The organism is Kitasatospora sp. NE20-6 (assembly GCF_045862635.1).
Genome location: NZ_BPRL01000040.1, coordinates 42,399 through 62,215, shown reverse-complemented (window position 1 = coordinate 62,215; position 19,817 = coordinate 42,399). Strand labels below are relative to the sequence as shown.

Genomic DNA, 19,817 nt, shown 5'->3' with positions numbered 1-19,817 from the left:
ACTGATCAAATTCCCGAACTGTGAAATCGTGGAAAGGCTGTTTTTCGACGGGCGGTCGGTGGTCGGGCGGGCGGGCGGTCGGTGGTCGGGCTGCGCGGTTGCGCGGCTGTGTATGGGGGGGTCCGGCCGTGCGGCCGTACATGATGTCGCCGTGCGGACCTGGCTAGGTGACCGCAGAGGCCGGTGGGGCGGGCAGTCGGACGGAGATGCGGAGTCCGCCCGCGGGGCGCGGGGTGATGGTGAGGGATCCGTCGTGCGCCTGGGTGATGCTCTTGACGATCGTCAGGCCGAGACCGACACCTGCGTGGTCGGTGCGAATGCGTTCGGTGCCGCGCCGAAACGGTTCGGTGAGCGTCCGGACCAAGGGCGGTGGGAGCTTCTCGCCGCTGTTTTCGACCGTGAGCACCACGGTCCCGGCGTGGACGCCGGTGTCGACCCACACGGTGCCTCCGTCGGGCAGGTTGTGCACGATGGCGTTGTGCACGAGGTTCGTCGTCATCTGCAGCAGGAGCGCCTGCGATCCGAAGGCCGGGGCGATGTCGCCGGAGGTCTCGATGGTGACACCGCGCCTCTCGGCGAGCGGGAGCAGTGTCTCGGTGGCCTCGTCCACGAGCAGGGACAGGTCGACGGGTTCCCGGGTGAAGGACCTCCGGCCGGCGCGGCCGAGCAGCAGCAGCGCCTCGGTGAGGTCGATCGCCCGGGCGTTGACGGTGTGCAGGCGGTCGATGGTTTCGCCGAGGTCCCGTGTCGGGTCGCTGCGGGCCACGTCGAGGAGCGCCTTCGAGATCGCCAGCGGGGTGCGCAGTTCGTGCGAGGCGTCGGCCGCGAATCTCTGCTGCTCGGCGACGTGCGCCTCGAACTGTTCGAGCATGACGTCGAAGGCGTCGGCGAGTTCGCGGAACTCGTCCTGCCGGCCCGGCAGCCGGATCCGGTGGGAGAGCGATCCGTTCGCGGCCACACGGGTGGCGTCCGTGATGCGGGTCAGCGGGGCGAGCATGCGGCCGGCGAGGATCCATCCGCCCAGGAGACCGAACACCAGCAGGAAGACCAGCACCATGCCTGCGGCCGACGCGAAGATGCGCAGGAAATCGGAGCGGTCCAGCGTTCCCGCGGGGCTGCTTCCCACCTCGGGCATGAACCGCCGCACGGACACCCACCCCGCCGCGAGCAGCAGGACACCGGCCAGCACGAGGAATCCGGCGTAGCTGAGGGTGAGCTTGACGCGAACGCTCAGCCCGGGCGCCCTCTCCGCGCCCTCCTCCCTCACGTCCGCCGTCCGGTGTCAGGCCGGGTGTCGATGCGGTACCCGGCGCCCGGCACGGTGGCGATGATCCAGGGTTCGCCGAGCCGTCTGCGCAACGCCGAGACCGTGATGCGCACGGCGTTGGTGAACGGGTCGGCGTTCTCGTCCCACGCGCGCTCCAGGAGTTCCTCGGCGCTGACGACCCCGCCCTCGGCGGCGACGAGGACGTCGAGCACGGCGAACTGCTTCCTGGTCAGCGCGACGGGCCGGCCGTCGCGGTGGACCTCCCGGCGGAACGGGTCGAGCCGCAGACCGGCGATCTCCCGCACGGGAGGCCTGCTGTGCGCACGCCTGCGGTCGAGCGCCCTGAGCCTGAGCACGAGCTCCTGGAGGTCGAAAGGCTTCGTGAGGTAGTCGTCCGCGCCGAGCCCGAACCCGGTGGCCTTGTCGTCGAGGCGGTCGGCAGCGGTGAGCATGAGGATCGGCAGCCCGCTGCCGGAGGCGACGATGCTTCTGGCGATCTCGTCGCCGGTGGGTCCGGGGACGTCCCGGTCGAGGACGGCGATGTCGTAGGCGTTGACGCTCAGCAGCTCCAGAGCGGTACCGCCGTCACCTGCGATGTCGGCGGCGATCGCTTCCCGCCGCAGGCCGTCGCGGATGGCTTCCGCCATGAAGGGTTCGTCCTCGACGATCAGCACACGCATGCTCCGAGGCTACGAGTCGGCACATATCGTCGGCATATCGAAAACCTCCGGCGTGATCGTTCCGCCGGCGGGCGCGAGGGCGGAGCCGCCGGTCCGCGGTCCGTGGCCACCGTCGGCCGTCGGCCGTGCCTGCCCGTTTATCCGCTGTGCATCGCCGTGGGCCACGCTTCCCCCGGATGTCGTCGACGCACCGATTGCAGAGGGATCACCTTGAGCCGAGAACTCAGCTTTGCCGAGCACCAGGTCCTTGCGCAGCTGGAGGGCGAGATCGACGTGATCCTCGCCCGGGGCACCAAGGGCGAGCTGGAGTCGACGACCGTTCTGAGCGGTCCGGGTGCGCTCCCGGACTACACGGTCTTCCACGCGCGCTTCCAGCGGCTCGGCGCCCGCCTGGACGAGCTGGTGAAGGCCGGACTCGTGAGGGTGAACGAGGGCCTGCCCGCGGCCATGGGCGCGAACACCGTCATCACCCGCGGCGCGAACCCCGTGGTGCAGAGACTGGAGCTGCGGCCGAGCCTGGTCGCCGAGGGCGGATCCTCGCTCACCACCCGCGCGATCACCCTGGTGCACGAGCTGTCCCACGCCCTGGTCGAGGGCTCGGTCCACCCGGTCAAGGACTACGCCTACCGCGACGGCTGGGCCTGGGGATACCTGCCGGCCACGCTCGTGCAGAGCAACGCCGACACCTTCGCCGAGGCCTTCGCCCTCCTCGCGGAGCGGTCCCGGGGACGGTGGGCGCGCTACCAGAAGCTGGGTCGCGTCCCCTCCCAGCGCTGGGCTCTGTGGAACCTGAGGGGGGTGTCCGACCTCGGGCCGGCGCTGGCCCACGCGGACATCCTCCTCAACCGGGCCTGGCTGCGCAGCAACGACAGCATGGGCGTGGCGCTGGCCGACTTCAGCAACAGCACGTGGGCGACGACCGAGCCCGCGTGGCGGGCCGAGCCGGACTACGCCTCCCTGCTGAAGATCGAGGCCGGGCTGCAGGGCCTGGGCATCATCGGCGCCCGGACCGCCGGTGTCCTCCGCACCGGCCTGAGCGGCACCGACAAGGATACGGTCACGGCGATCCACACCTACCTGACCGGCCTGAAGAACGCACTGGCCGAGGCCGAGCCGGTCCCGGTCGCCGAGGGGCGGACGGTGGTCCACCACCCCGCGACCGGCCGGCTGGAGATCCCGTACGCCGTGGCGGGCGTCGGTGTGGTGGCGCTGGCCGACCTCGTCATCGGTGCCCTGATCGCGGGTTCGGCGGTCGGCGGCCCGGCGCCCAAGGCGTTCACCGACAACCGCAGGCCGGTCATCGACCTGCTGGTGGCCAACGACCGCCTGGTGGAGAGGGCGGCCCTCGGTCCGGTCCGGGCCGCCTTCGCAGCCGCACCGGTGAGTGCTGCGAGCCCGGCCCGGTGGGCGGAACTGGCCTCCGACCTGCTCATCGCGACGCTGACCGACATCAGCGGCCGCTGGATCGAGATGGCCACGCACGCCGTGGACCTCCTCGGCGGACCGGCGGCCGAACGTGCCGGGCTGGAGACCCTCGACGAGTACCTGGCCCGGGACGTGGAGACGGCCGTCGCGGTCGGCAAGCAACTGCCCGGCTCCGAGCAGGAGTTCCGGAAGATGCTGCTCGCCCTGGCCGACATCGGCGTGGTGGCGACCAAGTTCTTCCCGGCCCGGGCACCGCAGTACACCGAGCTGCGCAAGCGCCTGGAGCCGTTCCGGCCCGGCGCCCGCTGACCCGCCGGCCCGCAGGGTCCGCCCGCCCGGTCGCGGGGTGACGGCACGTGTCAGGAGCGGGCGCATCGCTGCTGACCGAGGCGTCACCCCCGGCCGAGGGCGGTGACCTCGCGTACGGCTCCGGCGACGGCGCGGAAGTCCTTCCGGAGGATCGCACCGTGGTTGCCGGCGACCTTCGCGCTGATCCGGATGTTCGGGTTGCGGGCGGTCACCGCGTCGAGGCTGCGCCGTATCCGTTCCTGCTCGTCACCGCGGCTTCCCAGGGATGCTCCCGAAGCGACCACGTACCGCACCGGGCCGGTGATGCCGTCCAGCACGGGGCCCAGTTCACGTTCGCGGGAGATCACGCCGATCTCGATGTTGCTGTCCGCCATCTGTTCGGCGTTCATCCGCGGGGTCAGGCCCGTCGGGCGCAGCAGCGGCAGGAGCCGGCCCCACTGCCGGAACTGCTTGCGGATCCGCTGCTCCATGGCCTCGTCGAGCCAGTCGTGGGGGAAGGCGCCGTCGACCAGGACCGTGCCCACGGTGCGGTCCGGGTTGCGGCCGGCCCAGTGCGCCGCGACGAAGGCCCCGTAGGACCAGCCCACGAGCAGCGCACGGTCCACTCCTCTGGCGGCGAGGACGGCGTCGACGTCCCGGACGGCGGCCTCGAAGGAGTAGTCCGCCGAGCGCTTCGACTTCCTGCCGCGGGCGCGCTCGTCGTAGGTGATGTGCCGCCGTTCCGTGCCCAGTTCGGCGATGACCCGTCGCCAGTACCCCTGGGTGGCGAACTGGCCGTTGAGGTAGATCACGGGGGTGCCGGGGCCGCCGGTGTCGGTGACGGCCAGGGCCGTGTCGTCGACCGGCACCATGCCGGTCCAGTGCCGGTCGGTCGGGTCGGTGCTGTTCCTCGTCATGTGTTCCCCCTGGTGGTGGTGGGCGTCGTGGGTGGGTTCCCCTGGTGCTGGGTGCTGGGTGCTGGGTGCGGATCGCGGATCGCGGGTCTCTCGGGGCGGCCGGCCGGCCGGCCGGACCGGCGACCGGCGGGATCGCGGTCGCGGTGGGACAGGCCGGCCGGGCGGTCCCGGGTCCGCCGTTTCAGAGGCTGCGGGCGGTGATGTCGCCGTGGGAGGTGGTGGCGCGGATGTCGAGTCCGGGGGTGCCGTCGTTCCTGAGGGCGTTGTCGATGCGGCCGTGGCCGGTACCGGCGTCCAGGGAGGCGGAGACGCCGGTGGCGGCGGTGACCGTGATGTCTCCGGACCGGGTGCTGAGTGCGACCGTGCCGCGCACGGCCTCGGCGATCCGGATGTCGCCCCGTGCGGTGCTGATCTCCGCGGGGCCGCCCAGCCGGCCGACCTCGACGTCGCCGTCGACCGCGGTGAGGCGGATGCTCGCGGCTTCGTCGATCTTGATCCGGCGGTACGCGCCTTCGAAGGCGATGTCCCCGAGGCGGCCGACGCCGCGGAGCTCGGAGGCGGCGGACCTGGCCTCGATGCGGGAGCCGGTGGGCAGCTGGATGGTGACCTCCAGGGATCCGGAGGGGCCGAAGAGCTGCTTCCCGGGCTCGGGGGTGTGGATCTGCAGGACGCCGTCGGCGTAGGTGACGGTGGTCTGCTCCGCGGTCCTGACGTCGCGGCTCTTGGAGGGGTTGGTGGGGAGCACCTCGACGGTGGTGTCGGTGCGGTCGGCGGCGATGACCTGGATGCGTCCGGCGGGGATGCTCAGGACGGCGGAGACGGGGGCGGGGGTGTCGAACTTCTGCATCGTGCTCTCCTTGTGCGCTCACTGTTTCTGACATGAGAAACGCTACGTTGCATTCATGGTTATGGCAACACTGTCGTTGCAAGTGTCCGGCATCAGTGCAGGTGGTAGTCGTAATATCGTTGCAATGGATATGAATTCAACGCAACGTCAGGCATCGGCTCGTTGCAATGATCTGAGAGTGAACGCTATGCCGGAGACGCCGGGGAGCGCGGACGGGACCGCGGACGGGACCGCGGACGGGACCGCGGACGGGACCGCGGTGCCGGAAGGCGGCCGCACCCGGCAGGACTGTCGGCGGACCGCCCTGCGGCCGCGACCTCCCGTGACCCGACGCCCCGTCACCTTCCGCTAGCGTGTGACCGCGAAGCGCACCGGACCACGACGAGCAGGAGACCCGCCATGGCCACGGCCGCCCCCGACTCCACCGCACCCGTGCCGCACGGACGGCGCGCCGCCGCCCTGCCGCCCGAGCTGGACCCGGCCGCCGTCCGGACGTGGCAGACGGGCGGCGGGAGCATGATCGACCTGCTGACCCGGGCCCGCGCCCTCGGCCCCGTCAGCCGGTTCGTCCTCGGCGGCGTGCCGACGGTGCTGGTGACGGCGCCCGAGGGCGTGCACCACGTCCTCGCCCTGCACGCGGACCGGTACGTCAAGCGCTCCCACCGCGCCCGCGCGCTGCTCGGCGACGGCGTGCTCTCGGCCGCGGGCGAGCCCTGGAAGAGCCAGCGCCGCCTTCTCCAGCCCCACTTCACCGGACAGGGCGTCCGCCGCCTCGAACACCACATGGAGGCGGCCGCGCAGGCCGTCGCGGACGGGTGGACGGCGGCGGCGCGCAGCGGCGAACCCCGCGACCTCGCCGAGGACATGCGCCGCTACGCCATGGACGTCATCTGGCGCGTCCTGACCGGGCACCGGATCGACGACGCGTCCTACCACGCCCTCCAGGCCGGCGAGTCGATCCTGGCCGCGCTGCCCACACTGCCCGGCCAGGAGATCGACCCGGCGGCCACCGCGGACCTCGCCCGCATCGACGACGTCGCCCACGCCGCCATCGCCCGCGCCCGGCACACCCCGCCGGGGGAGGACGGACCCGGCCTCCTGCACACCCTCCTGGACGCCGGCCGTGAACACCCCGCCTACACCGACCGGTTGATCCGCGACGAGCTCGTCACCCTGCTCGTCGCCGGGTACGAGACCACGGCCACGACACTGACCTGGCTGTACCGCCTCCTCGACCGGCACCCCGGGGAGCGCACCCGGGCACTCGACGCGGGGCCCGCCGGCTCGCCGGCCCGCGCCGCCGCCGTCCGGGCCCTGGTCGGCGAGACCATGCGCCTCCACCCCGTCGCGTGGCTGCTCCCCAGGCACGCCACCGAGGACGACGTCGTCGCAGGCCACCTGATCACCGCCGGCAGCACCGTCCTGACCTGCCCCTACCTGACCCACCGGGATCCCGGCCTGTGGCCGGAGCCGGACGGATTCAGGCCCGGCCGGTTCCTTCCCGCCGGGGAACGCCCGGCCGGCCCGGGCGCGTACTTCCCGTTCGGCCTCGGCCCGCGGGCCTGCCTGGGCGCGCAGCTCGCCCAGCGCGAGGCCGACATCCTCCTCGACCGCCTGCTGCCCGCCTTCGTCCCGCAGCTGCACGAGAGCCCGGCCGGTCCGGTGTTCGGCTTCACCCTCCGCCCGGGCGGCCCGACGCCCGCCACGATCACCGCTGCGCCGGCCCCGGCCTGAGGCTCCGGTCCGGCCCCTCTGCGCCGGTGCGTCGCGGTCCGCCGAGCCCCGGCCCGCCGAGCCCCGGGCCGCCGAGCCCCGGCCCGGGGTTCCGGCCGCAGGGTTCCGGCCCGCCGTGCGGACCTGCGGGACGAACGGGCTTGACCTGGAGTGGACTCCAGGACGAAGAATCCCCTTCGGCCCGTACCGCACGGGTCGGAGATCGGAGGCACAGCACCGTGAAGTACCGCACCATCGGCAGCGATCCGGCGACCCGCCGTGAGGTCAGCGTCCTCTCGCTCGGCGCGATGCTGTTCGGGACACTCACCGACGAGAAGACCTCCTTCGCCGTCCTGGACCGCTACGTCGAGGCCGGCGGCACGTTCGTCGACACGTCGAACAACTACGCCTACTGGGCCGACGGCGGACTGGGCGGGCAGAGCGAGGCACTGCTCGGCCGCTGGCGGCACAGCCGCGGCATCGGCGACGGGATCGTGATCGCCACCAAGCTCGGGGCGCGCCCGCTCGCACCCGGCACCGGCTACGTCGACAACCCCGAGGGCCTGTCCGCCCGCGCGATACGCGAGGCGGCCGAGCAGAGCCGGGAACGCCTCGGCGTGGAGCGGATCGACCTGCTGTACGCGCACATCGAGGACCGGACCGTGCCCGTGCAGGAGACCGTCGAGGGCTTCGCCGCACTGGTGGCGGAGGGCAGCGTCGGGCTGCTCGGCACGAGCAACCACGCCGCCTGGCGGGTGGAGCGGGCGCGTGCCGTCGCGGCCGCGGCCGGGCTGCCCGGGTACGAGGTGCTGCAGTACCAGCACAGCCTGCTGCGCCCGCGCACGGACATACCCCAGCCGCTCTTCCCCGAGGGCAGCCTCGGCCACGCCGGCGCCGAACTCCTCAGCTACCTGCGGGCCGAGCCCGGCCTGACACTGGTCGCGTACTCGCCGCTGCTGGGCGGCGCCTACACCCGGTCGGACAAGCCGGTCCCGCCGGACTACGACCACCCCGGCACCCCCGCCCGGCTCGCCGTGCTGCGGGAGGTCGCCCGTGAGGCCGGCGCGACCGTGAACCAGGTCGTCCTGGCCTGGCAGATGTACGGCCCGCTGCCGGTCGTCCCGCTGGTCGGGGCGTCCTCGGTGGCGCAGCTCGACGAGAGTCTGGCCGCGGTCGACCTGGAACTGACGGAGGACCAGCGCCACCGGCTCGACGGCGTGCACTGATCCCACCGGGGAGCTGTGCTGCGGGCCGGGCCGGGCCGGGCCGGGGCCTCGCCGCGGCGGCCTCAGACGTCGCCCAGGCGACGGTAGATGTCCTGCAGGGCCTCCACGGCGTCGTCCGCGGCCTTGCCGGTGTCGCTGTGCGGGCCGGGGACGATCGAGAGCATGATCCAGTCGGTGCCGTGGCAGCCCTGGGTCCTGGCCATCGTGATCCTCCCGTTCCGGGTTTCGAGCTCGCGGAAGCCGCCGGGGCCGAGGGCGGGCATGTCCTCGAAGGTGAAGTCGGGGGACAGGGACCGGGTCTCGGCGGCCTCCCGGTCGTGCCGGTGCTCGGCGACGAGGACGCAGCGCTGCTCCGGCGACATGCTGGTGTTCGGCCCCGGCAGCTCGCGGGTGAAGGAGACCCCGAGGCCGCCCAGGCCGTCGTCGGTGGAGACCTGGCATCCGCCGGCGGCCAGTTCCGGGCCGGTGCCGCCCCGGGCGATGCTCAGGATCCGGTACTCGGGACTCATGAGCGGGTTGTGCCGCGGATCGTCCAGCGTGTAGCCGGGCGCATACCGGGTGAGGAAGCCGGGCCCCAGGAGCGTGCAGAGGTCGGCCCCGGCCTCCGGGACGATGGCGTCGGCCGGCAGCGGGCGCCTGGTGGCGGTGGCGGTGGCGGTTGCCGTGGCCGTGGCGGACGGCCCGGCTCCGTCGGGGGCGCGGGTCGTGGCCGAGCAGCCGGAGCCGGTGAGGACGGCCGTGCCCAGCAGCGCGGCCAGGGACACCCGGCGTATGCGGTGGTGTGCGATGAGTTGTTCCCCCGTGCGTCCCGTCGTCCTGCTGCGTGTCATCGCCGACGCCACCCAGTCTCCATGATCCGCGGCCCCGGTTCCAGAGCCGGGAGGTGCGTCCGGTGTCCCGGGTCGTCCGGCGCAGCAGTTGCCCGGTGTACGGCTCACCCGGTTGCCGGGGCCCTGGTGCGCGGGATGGCGGCCGGACAGGCTAGTTTGCTCGGGTGAGTCTCCTCGATGATGTAGCTGAGCGCGACGGCTGGCTGTGCTGGGTGTGCGACGAACCGGTCGACCCCGACAAGTCGGTGAACGACCCGCGGGGGCCCAGCGTCGACAGCCGGACCGCCGACCGGAAGGCCAAGGTCGCCGAGCGGCTCGCGCACCGCGGGTGCAACACCCGCAAGGGCGCGGTCAAGGTGGTCATCGCCTGGCCGGACCGTCTGTACGTGGTCGAGCCCGCGCCGCTGATCACCGTTGCGGCGAGGCTGGAGCGCAAGGGGGGCCGCGAGATCGTGGGCCGCTGTCCGACCCGGCAGGACGCCCGGGAAGCGGCGGACTGGCTGGTGGACCGGTTCTCCCGGCTGGTACCGGGGCTGCCGGTGACCGCCGACATCGAGGCGGGCGGCGGCCAGTTCCTCGTCGTCCTGACCGCAGGCCGCCGCTGACGGCGTCGGCCGCCCGCTCCGGCTGACGGGCGGTGCGGGGGATGCGGGGGTGCGGCGACTCGGACCGGACCGCGACCCCGCCCTCCGGCGGCAGGCGAGGATCGTGGCGGGTGCCGACAACGGTCGGGCGGCTCAGGAGAGTTCGTGCCGGGTGCCGTCGGCGACGGCGTGGAGCTTGTCGGGGTTGGCCACGTTGTGGATGGTCGAGATGCGGCCTTCCGGGTCGAAGTCGAAGGTCAGCGTGGCGACCACGCGGTCCGGCCCGCGGAAGACCACGCCCGGGCCGCCGTTGATCCGGGTGAGCTCTGCCCGCATCTGCCCGGGCTCGATGCCCTGGTAGGTCACGGTGCCGAGCGCGGCGAACCAACTCGCCACGGTCTGCAGGCCGACGACCGGCTTGAGGGCCTGGCGGACCTTGCCGCCACCGTCCGTCCACAGCGTCACGTCCGGGGAGAGCAGCTCCATGAGGGTGTTGATGTCGCCGCCCGTCGCCGCCGCGAAGAAACGCTCGGCGACGTCGTGCCGGCGGGCGCGGTCCGCGGAGAACCGGGGCCGGCGGGCCCGGACGTGCTCGCGGGCACGGTGCGCGGTCTGCCGGACGGCCGCCTCCGAGCGTTCCACCGCCTCCGCGATCTCCGCGTAGCTGAAGGCGAAGGCCTCCTTCAGCACGAAGACCGCGCGTTCCAGGGGGCTCAGCGTCTCCAGCACGACCAGCAGGGCCATGGAGACCGAGTCCGCGGTGGCGACGCCGTCGGCGGTGTCCGGGCCGGTGAGGATCGGCTCGGGGAGCCAGGGCCCGACGTAGGTCTCGCGCTGGTGGCGGGTCGAACGGAGCTGCTCCATCGCCAGGTTGGAGATGATCCGGGTCAGGTAGGCCTTGGGATCGGCGACCTGGGAACGGTCGGCCGCCGACCACTTGAGCCAGGCCTCCTGGACCACGTCCTCGGCGTCGGCGGCGCTGCCGAGGATGCGGTAGGCGACGGAGAAGAGCAGGGTGCGGTGCTGCTGGAAGGCGAGCTGGTCGGGGCCGGCCTGCTGCGGCTGGGTCACTTGGCGCTCCTGATCCGGGTGTGGCGGCCGCCGTGCGGCCAGAACGCGCCCGAGGCGGGCATCTTCTTCATGCGGGCGAAGGTCGGCCACGGCGCGGCAGTGACCTTCTCCTTGTACGCGGCGGCCCGCCTGCCGGTCAGCACGATCCGGCGCGGGCTGTCGTCGGGGTGGGTGAACTGCACGACGGCATCGTTCCGGCCCAGGCTGACGGGGGTGTGGTAGTAGCCGAAACGGAAGGGCCTGGGCTCCTTGCCGGCCAGCACCTGCAGGATCGAGAGGGCCGCGTGCACACCGGCGGGCATGCCGCCCTGGCAGGTCCCGTGCATCACGCCGTAGCCCTGACGGATCGCCGCGGCGTCGCCCACCGCGTAGACGTCCGGATGGGAGACCGAGCGCAGCGCACCGTCGGTGACCACCCGGCCCCGCTCGTCGACGCTCAGGCCCGCGGCGGCAGCCAGCGGCGAGACACGGGTGCCGCTGGTCCACAGCACCACGTCCGCCGGAATGCCGGAGCCGTCCGCGAGTCCGACGCCGTCCGGCAGCACCTCGGCCACCTCGACACCGCTGCGCACCTGCACGCCGAGCCGGGCGAGCGCCGCGTCCAGGTGCGCCTTGGCCTTCGGGTGCAGGTTCGCGCCCGGCTCCTGCCGGCCCAGCAGCACCACCTGCAGCTCCGGGTGCCGCTCGGCGATCTCCGTGGCGGCCTCGACGCCGGTGAGGCCGCTGCCGCCGACCACGACGGTCCCGCCGTCGAGCCGGGTCAGCCGGTCGGCGAGGAGGGCGGCGTCCTCCGGGCCGTCGAAGGTGTAGGCGTGATCGTCCACGCCGGGGACGGCGGCGGTGTCCGCGATGCTGCCCAGGCCGTAGACCAGGGTGTCGTAGCGCAGGACCCGGTCGTCGTCGACCCGGACGGTCTTCGCCCCGGCGTCCACGGCGGTGACCCAGCCGCGGACGAAGGCGGCGCCGGTGCCGTCCAGCAGCTCCGGGATGCTCAGCTCGGCCGTCTCCTGGCCGGTGGCGGTCATGTGCAGTCGGAGCCGCTCGGTGAAGGTGTCGTAGGGGTTGACCAGCGTCACCCGCAGGTTCCCCCGCTTCCTGGTGCGGGCCGCGAGCTGGATCGCGGCGGAGAGACCGGCGTAGCCGGCGCCGATGACCAGGACCTCGTGCTGCTGCGCTGCTGTCGCGTTCATCGCTCTGCTGCCTCTTTCGTGTCGGTCGTCCGCGTCGCGCGGACGACCACCAGACGCAAGCTGCCTCTCCGTTCGTGACATGAGGCCGATGTGGCCCGCGTCACACGTGGAGGGAGAGCGCGGCACCGGCCCCCGGGCTCCGATGCGCGCAGCATTCAACCATGATCGGCCGGCTCCCGGGGGGAGCCGGCGGAACCAGGGGATCCGCAGGTCGTCGGCAGCGCCGGGGCTTCCGGACCGCCCGCGGCCGCGCCCGTCCGTGCACCCCCCGGAGGGCCTCCGGACGCGACCGCCAGGGTCTCGCCGGGCCGGTCAGCGCCAGTCGGGGCCGCCGTCGAAGTGGACGTCGAACTCGTCGTGCAGGCCGGCCATGCTCTCCCAGCCCGCCTCGCCGCGCGCGATGCGGCCCAACTGCCGGAAGTAGGCGAACCGTTCGATGCCCGGCGTGAGGACCGCGAGGAACCCGGCCGGGCCTTCGGCGGACGCGCCGAAGGCGTGGACCGCGCCGGGCGGGACCACGACCAGCCCACCCCTGCCGACGCGCGTCACCGTGCCGCCGACCAGGAACTCCATGACGCCGTCGAGGACGTGGAACAGCTCCGTCGACAGCGTGTGGTGGTGCGGCCGGGTGCCGTCCGCACCGGCCGGCAGGACCAGGCGGTTCACGCCGAGGAGGCCGGCCGTCCCCCGGCCGTCCTCCAGCAGGAGGAACGAGCCGCCGCCGGGCAACGGCACCGCCTCGACGTCGAGTTCGTGCACGATCAGCGGTTCGGTCGTCGCGGGCACGGCCGGCTCCCTACGTCGTCGGATGTCTCCGGTCCAGTTCACCCCGGGAACACGACGCGACCAAGCGGCAGTTGACGAAGGCAGCCATCACCTCCGGTGATGGGCCGCGAACGGCCCGACGGGAGGAGCCCCGTGGAGATCCGGCAGCTGGAGTACCTCGTCGCGATCGCCGACGAGGGCGGCTTCGGACGGGCGGCCGCCCGCCTGCACGTCGTCCAGTCCGCCGTCAGCCAGCAGGTCGCACGCCTCGAACGCGAGCTGGGTGTCCGGCTGTTCGACCGGTCGACCCGCACGGTCCGCCTCACCGCCGCCGGGCGGCGCCTGCTGCCGGAGGCGCGCGCGGCACTGGCCGCGGTCGACCGGGTGGGACGGGTGGCGGCCGAGGTGGTGGCCGGGGCCGACGGGGTGCTGCGGCTGGGCACCAGTCGGGCGTTCGGCGACCGCGTCTACCGCGCCCTCGACCGGCTCGCCGGGACGGCGCCGCGACTCCGGGTGACGGTGCGTCAGCAGGACCGTGCACAGCGGATCGAGGCGGTGCGCGGCGGTGATTCGGACGCGGCGCTGGTGCGGGGGCCGGGGCCGTACGCCGGGCTGGCGGCGGCTCCCGTGTGGGAGGACCCCCTCGTCGTCGCCCTGCCCGCCGGGCACCCCCTCGCCGGGCGGGAGCGGCTGCGCCCGGCGGACCTGGCCGGGATCCCCGTACGGCTCGCCCCGCGCCGACGGAATCCGGCCTTCCACGACCTGATCACGGGAGCGCTCCGGGACGCGGGCGTCGAGCCGGTCGCGGGGCCGCCGTTCACCGTCCTTCAGGACACCCTGACCGCCCTGGCGGCGGACGCGGCGGACGGCGCCCCGTCGTGGACGGTCTTCGACCCCGTGGGCGCGCTGCCGCCGGCCGGCCGGGTGGCGTTCCGGCCGCTGGACGGGCCGGTGTCGACGACCTCCCTGGTGGTGCGGGAGGGCCCGGCGGCACCGGCGGTGCCACTCCTGCTCGCGGCGCTCGCGGAAGCCGCCGACCCGGGCCGGTGACGCGGCCGTCGCGGTGGGGCCTGCCGGCCCACCGGTCCACCGGCCTACCGGTCCACCGGCCTACCGGCCTACCGGCCTACCGGCCTACCGGTCTACCGGTCCACCGGATCGCGGAGTGCCGGCAGTACCGTCTCGGCGACCCGGTAGGCCTCCTCCAGCAGCGGGTTGCCGGAGAGGATGAAGGTGTCCACACCGAGTGCCCGGAACTCCTTCAGCCGCTCGATCACCTGCTGGGTGGAGCCGACCAGGGCGGTGCCCGGCCCGGGGCGGAAGAGGCTCATGCCCGGCCACAGGTTGGGATGGACCTCCAGTTCGCGGGCATGGGCGGGCACCCTGCCGCCGTGCTGGCGGAACTGCCGCTGCCAGCCGACGCCGTCCTCGCCGCGCGCCCCGCCCAGCTGCCGGGCGTACGTCTGCTCGCTGGTGACGTCCAGCAGCCGGTCGGCGGCCGCCCAGGCCTGTTCCTCGGTGTCCCGGACGATGAGGTGCAGGCGCAGGCCGAGGCGCAGGGTGCGGCCGTACGCGGCGGCCCGCGCGCGGACCCGCTCCAGCTTCTCCTTCAGCAGGTGCGGGGCCTCCCCCCAGGTGAGGTAGACGTCCACGTGCTCGGCGGCCATCTCGATGCCCGCGTCGGAGGAGCCGCCGAACCAGAGCGGGACGTGCCCCTCGCGCAGCGGCGGCAGGTCGCGGAAGGACCCGCCCGCGTTGTCGAGGCGGAAGAACTCGCCGCGGTGGTCGAACACCTCGCCCGAGGTGAGGCGCTTGACCACGCTCCAGTACTCGGAAGAGAGCCGGTACCGGTCGTCGTGCCCGACGTCCAGTCCGTACTCGCGCAGTTGGGGGGTCGACCCGTTGACGACGTTGAACCGCAGGCGGCCGGCGCCGTGCAGGTGTTCGAAGGAGAGCGCCATCTTCGCGAGCAGGGTCGGCGAGACGAGGCCGGGATGGACGGCGAGCAGCGGCTTGAAGCCGGGGCCCGTGGCGGCCGCGAGCGCGCTGCCGAGCGCCCACACGTCGTACCGGTCGGTGGCGAGGAGGGCGCCGGTGTAGCCCAGGCGTTCGACGCTGGAGGCGAGTTGCTGGAGGTAGCCGAGGTCGGCCGGGCGGCTGCCGGCCGGCTCCCAGGGGTAGTGGCCCTCGCGCGGGATGATGTACCAGAGGACTTCGGGGGCGGCCATCGGTTCAGGCTCCCTTGCGGACGGCGTCGGCGACCGTCTGCTCCAGCGCGGGCAGGTGGGCGTCGGCGACGGTGACGGGACCGCCGAGGAAGCCGACACGCCGGAAGATGTCCGCGGCCTCCTGCTGCTCGGCGATGAACTCGGCGGTGGCGGGCTCCAGTTCCCACGGCAGCGCGGCCAGGGCGGTCTGCCAGTCCTCGACGCTGCCGCCCTGGTCGCCGGCGGCGATCTCCGCGGCCTCGGCGAGGTGGCCGGCGGCCCAGGCGTCGGCGCGCCGGAGGGCGGTCACGATCGCCGCGACGATCTCGGGCCGCTCGGTGGCGACGTCCCGCCGGGTGAAGAAGACCGAGCGGTCGGTGATCACGTCGCCGGTGCGGACCAGCTCGCGGAACTCCCCGCTGCGGTGGGCGGCGGCGAGTTCGGCACCCTGCGCGATCCAGCCGGCGATCGCACCGGCCCGCAGGCGGTCGGCCTCGTCGCCGCGCGGCCGCTCGGGGGTGACGTCCTCGCCGTACGAGAGGCCCGCCCGGTCGAGGGCCTTGGCGAGCAGGTGCGTCTGCCAGGAGCCGACGCCCAGCACCACGATGGTGCCCTTGAGGTCGGCGACATCCGTGATCGGACCGTCGGCCCGCACGAGGAGGGCGCCGTGGTCGGGGCGCGGCGCGGAGACGGCGGCGTAGACCAGGTCGTGGCCGGCCGCCTGGGCGGTGATCGGCGGGGTGGAGCCGGTGCCGCCGAAGTCGATGGTGCCGTCGGCCAGGAGCTCGCCCGTCCGGGTGCCGTCCGTGTAGTGGTGGAAGGCGGCGCTCTCGCCGAGCGGCGCGAGCTCCTCCTGCAGGAGGTTCAGGCGGGCCAGGTGGTAGAGGGACGGGTTGCTGCGGTGGACACCGATGGTCACGGTCATGGGAGTTCGCTCCGGGGAGTGCGGTTCAGGGGATGGGCGGGCGGTCAGGAGGCTTCGGCGTGGACGCCCAGGTCGGCGTGGACACCGAGGTCGGGGTGGACACCCAGGTCGGCGAGGAGCCGGCGGCGCAGGGTGGCGAAGGCCGGGTCGGCCGGGTCGCGCGGCCGGGTGACGTCGACGGTCTCGTCGCGGACGAGGGCGCCGTCGCGCAGCACCGCCACCCGGTCGGCGAGCCGGATCGCCTCGTCCACGTCGTGGGTGACCAGCAGCACGGCCGGGCGGTGCGCGCGGCACAGTTCGCCGACGAGGTCCTGCATCCGCAGCCGGGTGAGCGCGTCGAGTGCCGCGAACGGCTCGTCCAGCAGCAGGAGTTCGGGCTCCCGTACGAGCGCCCGGGCCAGGGCGGCGCGCTGCGCCTCGCCGCCCGACAGGGTGGAGGGCCAGGCGTCGGCGTGGTCGGCCAGCCCGACCTCGGCGAGTGCCCGCTGCGCGGTCTCCCGGGTCCGGGCGCCGCGCGGCAGGCCGACCGTGACGTTGCCGAGGACGCGCTTGGACGGCACCAGCCGGGGCTCCTGGAAGACGACGGTCCGTGCGGGCGGCACCAGTACGGTGCCGGCGTCGGCCCGGTCGAGCGCGGCGAGGATGCGCAGGAGCGTGGTCTTGCCGGTGCCGCTCGCGCCGAGCAGGGCGAGGAACTCGCCGCGGGCGATGTCGAGGTCGATCCCGTCCAGCACCGAGCGGGTGCCGAAGGTGCGGCGCAGGCCGCGTACGTGGACGGCGGGCAGGGGGGTGCCGGGCGTGCTCACCGGGCCACCGCCTTTCCGGCCGTGCCCGTCCGGGCGGTGCCCGGGGCGCGCCAGGGCATCAGCAGCCGTTCCAGGCCGCGGACGATGCCGTCCGCGAGCAGCCCGAGCAGGCCGTAGACGAGGATGCACACGGCCAGCACGTCGGTGCGCGAGAAGTTCTGCGCCTGGGCCATCAGATAACCGATCCCCTCGGTCGAGTTGATCTCCTCGGCGGCGATCAGCGCGATCACGCTGAGCGTCATCGACAGCCGGAGTCCGGAGAGCAGGGCCGGCAGTGCGCCGGGGAGGACGACCTCGCGGACCACCGCCCAGCGGCCGAGGCCGAAACTGCGCATGGCCTCGACGAGCTTGCGGTCGGTGTTGCGCACGCCGCCCGAGGTGGAGACGTACATCGGGAAGCTGGTGGCCACGCCGATCAGGGCGATCTTGGCCGTCTCGGTGATGCCGAACCACACCATGAACAGCGGTACCAGGGCGAGGAAGGGCACCGTCCGCAGCACCTGGACGGCCGAGTCGAGCAGTTCCTCGCCGAGCCGGAAGAAGCCGGTGACCACGCCGAGGACCAGTCCGGCCGACGCGCCGATCAGCAGGCCCAGGCCGGCCCGGGTGAGCGAGGTGGCGAGTGCGGCCGGAAGCTGACCGTTGCCCCAGAGCTCCCCGACGGCCTGGACGACCTGCCCGGGCGAGGCCAGGATGTCGGGGGTGAGCACGCCGGTGGCGGAGGCCACCTGCCAGGCGACGAGCAGGCCGAGCGGTCCGAGCACGCGCAGGCCGAGGGCGAGGAGCCGCGGCCGGTGCGCGGGCAGGTGCGGGCGCGGCTCGACCAGGCCGGAGTGCCGCAGGGCTGCCTCGTCGACGAGTGTCGCGGTGCTCACTTCGCCGCCCCGGCAAGGCTGTTGACGTCGATGAGGTGCGGCCGCACGTCCACCGTCGACTTGGTGACCTTCTGCTCGGCGAAGAACGCCGCCACCGTGCCGAAGCGGGTGATGTCGGCCTCGGTGATCGGGGATTCGACGGCGCGCTGACGGGCCACACCGATGGCGAGGTCCTTCTCCGCCGGGGTGACGGCGGTCGGGCCGGCGTCGGTGAAGACGTTGAGGTACGCGCCGGGGTCGGCCTTCTCCTTGCGGCCGTTGTCGTGCAGGTAGCCGTAGAACGCCTTGACGACCTCGGGGTGCTGGTCGGCGAAGCCCGTACGCACCGCCCACACCGCGTAGTTGTCGGAACCGACCGCCTTGCCGTCGACCAGGAAGTGCGCCCCGGAGTTGGCGATCGCGGGCACGGCGAAGGTGCCCCAGGTCGCCCAGGCGTCCACCTGGCCGGAGTTGAACACGCCGGAGGTCTGGTCCGCGCGCAGGTAGACCCGCTCCACCTGGTCCGGCGAGATCCCCTCCTGCTTGAGGGCCTTGAGCAGCAGGTACTCGCTGGTGCCGCCCTGCGAGCAGGCGACCTTCTTGCCGATCAGGTCCCGGACCGTCCTGATCGGGGAGCCGTTCTTCACGAGGATGCCCTCGCCCGCCTGGTCGGGCTCGGTCTGGGCGAAGAGCTTGAACCCGGGCTTCTGGGCGAGCGCCGCGACGGCGGAGGTGATCGAGCCCTGGGCGACGTCGAGTTGCTGGGCGTTGAGGGCCTGGGCGGCCGGGGCGAACGGTCCGGCGCTGCCCGTCCACGCGACCTTGGCGTGGACGGCGGCGAGGGCTCTCTCCAGCGAGCCGTCCTTCTTGCCCTTCGCGAGGAAACCGGAGTTGCCCGGGTCGGGGATCCGCAGGGTCACCTCGGCGCCCTTGCCGCCGGAGGAGGCGGTGGCATTCCTGCCGTCGGAGGAGGAGGAAGAGGAGGAGCAGGCGGTCAGCGCCAGAGCGGCGGCGGCGGCGAGGGCGGTGGTGAGGACGAGGCGGCGGTTGGCGGTCACGGTGGCGGGCTCCTTGGGCACGGCGGTGCGGCGGCGGTCGGACGACCGGGCGGTCATGCGGCTGGGTGGTCGAGCGGTCGAGCGGTCGGATGGTCGGGCGGTCATGCGGGTTCGGCAGCCAGTCGGCGGGCGGCGGCGAGCGGGGCCGGGTCGGCCCACGTACGGACGTCGACGCGGTCGGGAAGGAAGCCCTGCGCGTGCAGGAAGTGCTCCTGCTGGGCGAGCAGGTCCAGACGGTCCCCGGAGAGGTCGAGGTGCAGGGTGCGGTGGCTGCCGGCGGCGTACGCGCCGGCCACACCCTCGGCTCCGGCGCCGGTCTCGGCGCTGAGGATCCGGGCGACCTCCTCGGGCTGCCCGGCCGCCCAGTCGGCGGCGCGGATCAGCACGGCGAGGAAGCGGGCCACGAGTTCGGGGTGGTCGTCCAGCAGCTGCTGGTGGACGGTGATCGGGCGCGGGGTGCCGTTGTTGACCCGCCTGCGCCGGTCGGGGACGGCGTCGAGCTCGACCGCGACCTCCGCGCCGTACTGCCGGGCCGCCTCGACGGCGAGCGCGCCCTTGACGTACACCGCGTCGACCCGGCCCTCGCGCAGGGCGGCGAGTTCGGCCGTCCACTGCCCGGAACGGCCGTCGGCCGGCACGTCGGTCAGCACGGCGTCCGCGGTGGTGAGCCCGGCCAGGGCGAGGGCGCCGGTGTGTCCGGCCAGGGCCATCGCCCGCCAGAAGTCGATGGCGATGGTGTGGCGCGGCACCGCGAGCCGCAGCCCTTCGAGCTGTTCGGCGGAGCTGATGCCGCTGCCTGCCCGGACGAGGATCGCCTGGCGTTCCTCGATCCAGGTCAGGCCGATCAGCCGGGTCCGTTCTCCGCGTGAACGGGCCCACAGCGCAGGGACGTTGCCGCCCTCGCGGAAGAGAGCGCCGAGCGCGTGGGTGTAGTGGTGGTCGGCGGCGTCCTCCGGTGCCGCATCCTGGAGGGAGCGCACGGCGATGCCGTCGGCCGCGAACTCGGCGGTGAGCCAGCCCTGGTCGGCGGCGATACCGGTGGCGGTGGGGACGGGGCAGCGGGTGAACCAGAGGGTGTCCGGGGCATGGCTGGGCATGGCAGGTCGACTCCTGGCGACTGGGGAAAGCGTGGGCCGCGACAGCTCACTGCCCATCAGATGGGAA

Annotated in this window: 19 protein-coding genes; 5 read left to right on the top strand and 14 right to left on the bottom strand. The window is 73.6% G+C overall.

What is annotated here, in order from left to right; translation table 11 throughout:
- Positions 1 to 163: 163 nt before the first annotated feature.
- Together SNE206_RS25635 and SNE206_RS25630 are read right to left on the bottom strand one after the other, a co-directional pair.
- Complete coding sequence (locus SNE206_RS25635; RefSeq protein ID WP_407915855.1) at positions 164 to 1,267, bottom strand: sensor histidine kinase; 1,104 nt, start codon at positions 1,265 to 1,267, stop codon at positions 164 to 166.
- The gene (locus SNE206_RS25630) at positions 1,264 to 1,947 is read right to left on the bottom strand and encodes a response regulator transcription factor (protein ID WP_407915854.1); all 684 of its coding nucleotides are present in this window, start codon (positions 1,945 to 1,947) and stop codon (positions 1,264 to 1,266) included. The genes SNE206_RS25635 and SNE206_RS25630 overlap by 4 nt, the downstream gene beginning before the upstream one ends.
- A gap of 210 nt (positions 1,948 to 2,157) precedes the next feature.
- On the opposite strand from SNE206_RS25630, the gene SNE206_RS25625 reads away from it, so the two are divergent.
- Positions 2,158 to 3,681 (top strand): hypothetical protein, encoded by a 1,524-nt coding sequence (locus SNE206_RS25625; RefSeq protein ID WP_407915853.1) that lies wholly within the window; start codon positions 2,158 to 2,160, stop codon positions 3,679 to 3,681.
- 83 nt (positions 3,682 to 3,764) lie between these two features.
- Here the strand turns inward: SNE206_RS25625 and SNE206_RS25620 are convergent, their stop codons facing one another.
- Positions 3,765 to 4,577, bottom strand: coding sequence for an alpha/beta fold hydrolase (locus SNE206_RS25620; RefSeq protein ID WP_407915852.1), 813 nt, complete (start codon positions 4,575 to 4,577; stop codon positions 3,765 to 3,767).
- Positions 4,578 to 4,758: 181 nt separating this feature from the next.
- The gene (locus SNE206_RS25615; RefSeq protein WP_407915851.1) at positions 4,759 to 5,424 is read right to left on the bottom strand and encodes a DUF4097 family beta strand repeat-containing protein; all 666 of its coding nucleotides are present in this window, start codon (positions 5,422 to 5,424) and stop codon (positions 4,759 to 4,761) included.
- A gap of 399 nt (positions 5,425 to 5,823) precedes the next feature.
- On the opposite strand from SNE206_RS25615, the gene SNE206_RS25610 reads away from it, so the two are divergent.
- Positions 5,824 to 7,158, top strand: a complete 1,335-nt coding sequence (locus tag SNE206_RS25610; RefSeq protein ID WP_407915850.1) for a cytochrome P450 — start codon at positions 5,824 to 5,826, stop codon at positions 7,156 to 7,158.
- 218 nt (positions 7,159 to 7,376) lie between these two features.
- Positions 7,377 to 8,363: an aldo/keto reductase gene (locus tag SNE206_RS25605; protein ID WP_407915849.1), complete on the top strand. Its 987-nt coding sequence runs from the start codon at positions 7,377 to 7,379 to the stop codon at positions 8,361 to 8,363.
- A gap of 62 nt (positions 8,364 to 8,425) precedes the next feature.
- On the opposite strand, the gene SNE206_RS25600 is transcribed toward SNE206_RS25605, so the two are convergent.
- The gene (locus tag SNE206_RS25600) at positions 8,426 to 9,127 is read right to left on the bottom strand and encodes a hypothetical protein (RefSeq protein ID WP_407915848.1); all 702 of its coding nucleotides are present in this window, start codon (positions 9,125 to 9,127) and stop codon (positions 8,426 to 8,428) included.
- A 230-nt stretch (positions 9,128 to 9,357) separates the two neighbouring features.
- Between SNE206_RS25600 and SNE206_RS25595 the strand changes: the two genes are divergently transcribed.
- Positions 9,358 to 9,798 carry a hypothetical protein gene (locus SNE206_RS25595; RefSeq protein WP_407915847.1) on the top strand — a complete coding sequence of 147 codons (441 nt, stop codon included), beginning with the start codon at positions 9,358 to 9,360 and terminating at the stop codon, positions 9,796 to 9,798.
- A gap of 132 nt (positions 9,799 to 9,930) precedes the next feature.
- Here the strand turns inward: SNE206_RS25595 and SNE206_RS25590 are convergent, their stop codons facing one another.
- The 3 genes from SNE206_RS25590 to SNE206_RS25580 all read right to left on the bottom strand — a co-directional run bounded on the left by SNE206_RS25590 (position 9,931) and on the right by SNE206_RS25580 (position 12,824).
- On the bottom strand, positions 9,931 to 10,848 hold the full coding sequence (locus SNE206_RS25590; RefSeq protein WP_407915846.1) for an RNA polymerase sigma-70 factor: 918 nt from the start codon (positions 10,846 to 10,848) through the stop codon (positions 9,931 to 9,933).
- Positions 10,845 to 12,038 carry an NAD(P)/FAD-dependent oxidoreductase gene (locus SNE206_RS25585; protein WP_407915845.1) on the bottom strand — a complete coding sequence of 398 codons (1,194 nt, stop codon included), beginning with the start codon at positions 12,036 to 12,038 and terminating at the stop codon, positions 10,845 to 10,847. The genes SNE206_RS25590 and SNE206_RS25585 overlap by 4 nt, the downstream gene beginning before the upstream one ends.
- 312 nt (positions 12,039 to 12,350) lie before the next feature.
- Positions 12,351 to 12,824: a cupin domain-containing protein gene (locus SNE206_RS25580; RefSeq protein WP_407915844.1), complete on the bottom strand. Its 474-nt coding sequence runs from the start codon at positions 12,822 to 12,824 to the stop codon at positions 12,351 to 12,353.
- Between the two features lie 132 nt (positions 12,825 to 12,956).
- Here SNE206_RS25580 and SNE206_RS25575 point away from each other — a divergent pair, with 132 nt between their 5' ends.
- Entirely contained in the window at positions 12,957 to 13,853 is an 897-nt protein-coding gene (locus SNE206_RS25575; protein ID WP_407915843.1) for a LysR family transcriptional regulator, read from the top strand.
- 92 nt (positions 13,854 to 13,945) lie between these two features.
- Here the strand turns inward: SNE206_RS25575 and SNE206_RS25570 are convergent, their stop codons facing one another.
- From SNE206_RS25570 to SNE206_RS25545, 6 genes are read right to left on the bottom strand one after another with little or no spacing between them, the layout of a single operon-like run.
- Complete coding sequence (locus tag SNE206_RS25570) at positions 13,946 to 15,031, bottom strand: LLM class flavin-dependent oxidoreductase (protein ID WP_407915842.1); 1,086 nt, start codon at positions 15,029 to 15,031, stop codon at positions 13,946 to 13,948.
- A 4-nt stretch (positions 15,032 to 15,035) separates the two neighbouring features.
- Positions 15,036 to 15,935, bottom strand: a complete 900-nt coding sequence (locus SNE206_RS25565; RefSeq protein ID WP_407915841.1) for an ABC transporter substrate-binding protein — start codon at positions 15,933 to 15,935, stop codon at positions 15,036 to 15,038.
- Positions 15,936 to 15,979: 44 nt separating this feature from the next.
- Positions 15,980 to 16,741 carry an ABC transporter ATP-binding protein gene (locus SNE206_RS25560; RefSeq protein ID WP_407915840.1) on the bottom strand — a complete coding sequence of 254 codons (762 nt, stop codon included), beginning with the start codon at positions 16,739 to 16,741 and terminating at the stop codon, positions 15,980 to 15,982.
- Positions 16,738 to 17,616 (bottom strand): ABC transporter permease, encoded by an 879-nt coding sequence (locus SNE206_RS25555; RefSeq protein ID WP_407915839.1) that lies wholly within the window; start codon positions 17,614 to 17,616, stop codon positions 16,738 to 16,740. Before SNE206_RS25555 ends, SNE206_RS25560 begins: the two co-directional genes overlap by 4 nt.
- Positions 17,613 to 18,710 (bottom strand): NrtA/SsuA/CpmA family ABC transporter substrate-binding protein, encoded by a 1,098-nt coding sequence (locus SNE206_RS25550; protein WP_407915838.1) that lies wholly within the window; start codon positions 18,708 to 18,710, stop codon positions 17,613 to 17,615. The genes SNE206_RS25555 and SNE206_RS25550 overlap by 4 nt, the downstream gene beginning before the upstream one ends.
- 44 nt (positions 18,711 to 18,754) lie before the next feature.
- Complete coding sequence (locus SNE206_RS25545; RefSeq protein ID WP_407915837.1) at positions 18,755 to 19,750, bottom strand: ABC transporter substrate-binding protein; 996 nt, start codon at positions 19,748 to 19,750, stop codon at positions 18,755 to 18,757.
- Positions 19,751 to 19,817 lie beyond the last annotated feature (67 nt).

Coding starts and splice junctions, on each gene's coding strand:
- SNE206_RS25585 (WP_407915845.1), bottom strand. CDS start 12,038: ATGAACGCGACAGCAGCGCAGCAGCACGAGGTCCTGGTCATCGGCGCC.
- SNE206_RS25615 (WP_407915851.1), bottom strand. CDS start 5,424: ATGCAGAAGTTCGACACCCCCGCCCCCGTCTCCGCCGTCCTGAGCATC.
- SNE206_RS25570 (WP_407915842.1), bottom strand. CDS start 15,031: ATGGCCGCCCCCGAAGTCCTCTGGTACATCATCCCGCGCGAGGGCCAC.
- SNE206_RS25630 (WP_407915854.1), bottom strand. CDS start 1,947: ATGCGTGTGCTGATCGTCGAGGACGAACCCTTCATGGCGGAAGCCATC.
- SNE206_RS25550 (WP_407915838.1), bottom strand. CDS start 18,710: ATGACCGCCCGGTCGTCCGACCGCCGCCGCACCGCCGTGCCCAAGGAG.
- SNE206_RS25565 (WP_407915841.1), bottom strand. CDS start 15,935: ATGACCGTGACCATCGGTGTCCACCGCAGCAACCCGTCCCTCTACCAC.
- SNE206_RS25620 (WP_407915852.1), bottom strand. CDS start 4,577: ATGACGAGGAACAGCACCGACCCGACCGACCGGCACTGGACCGGCATG.
- SNE206_RS25610 (WP_407915850.1), top strand. CDS start 5,824: ATGGCCACGGCCGCCCCCGACTCCACCGCACCCGTGCCGCACGGACGG.
- SNE206_RS25545 (WP_407915837.1), bottom strand. CDS start 19,750: ATGCCCAGCCATGCCCCGGACACCCTCTGGTTCACCCGCTGCCCCGTC.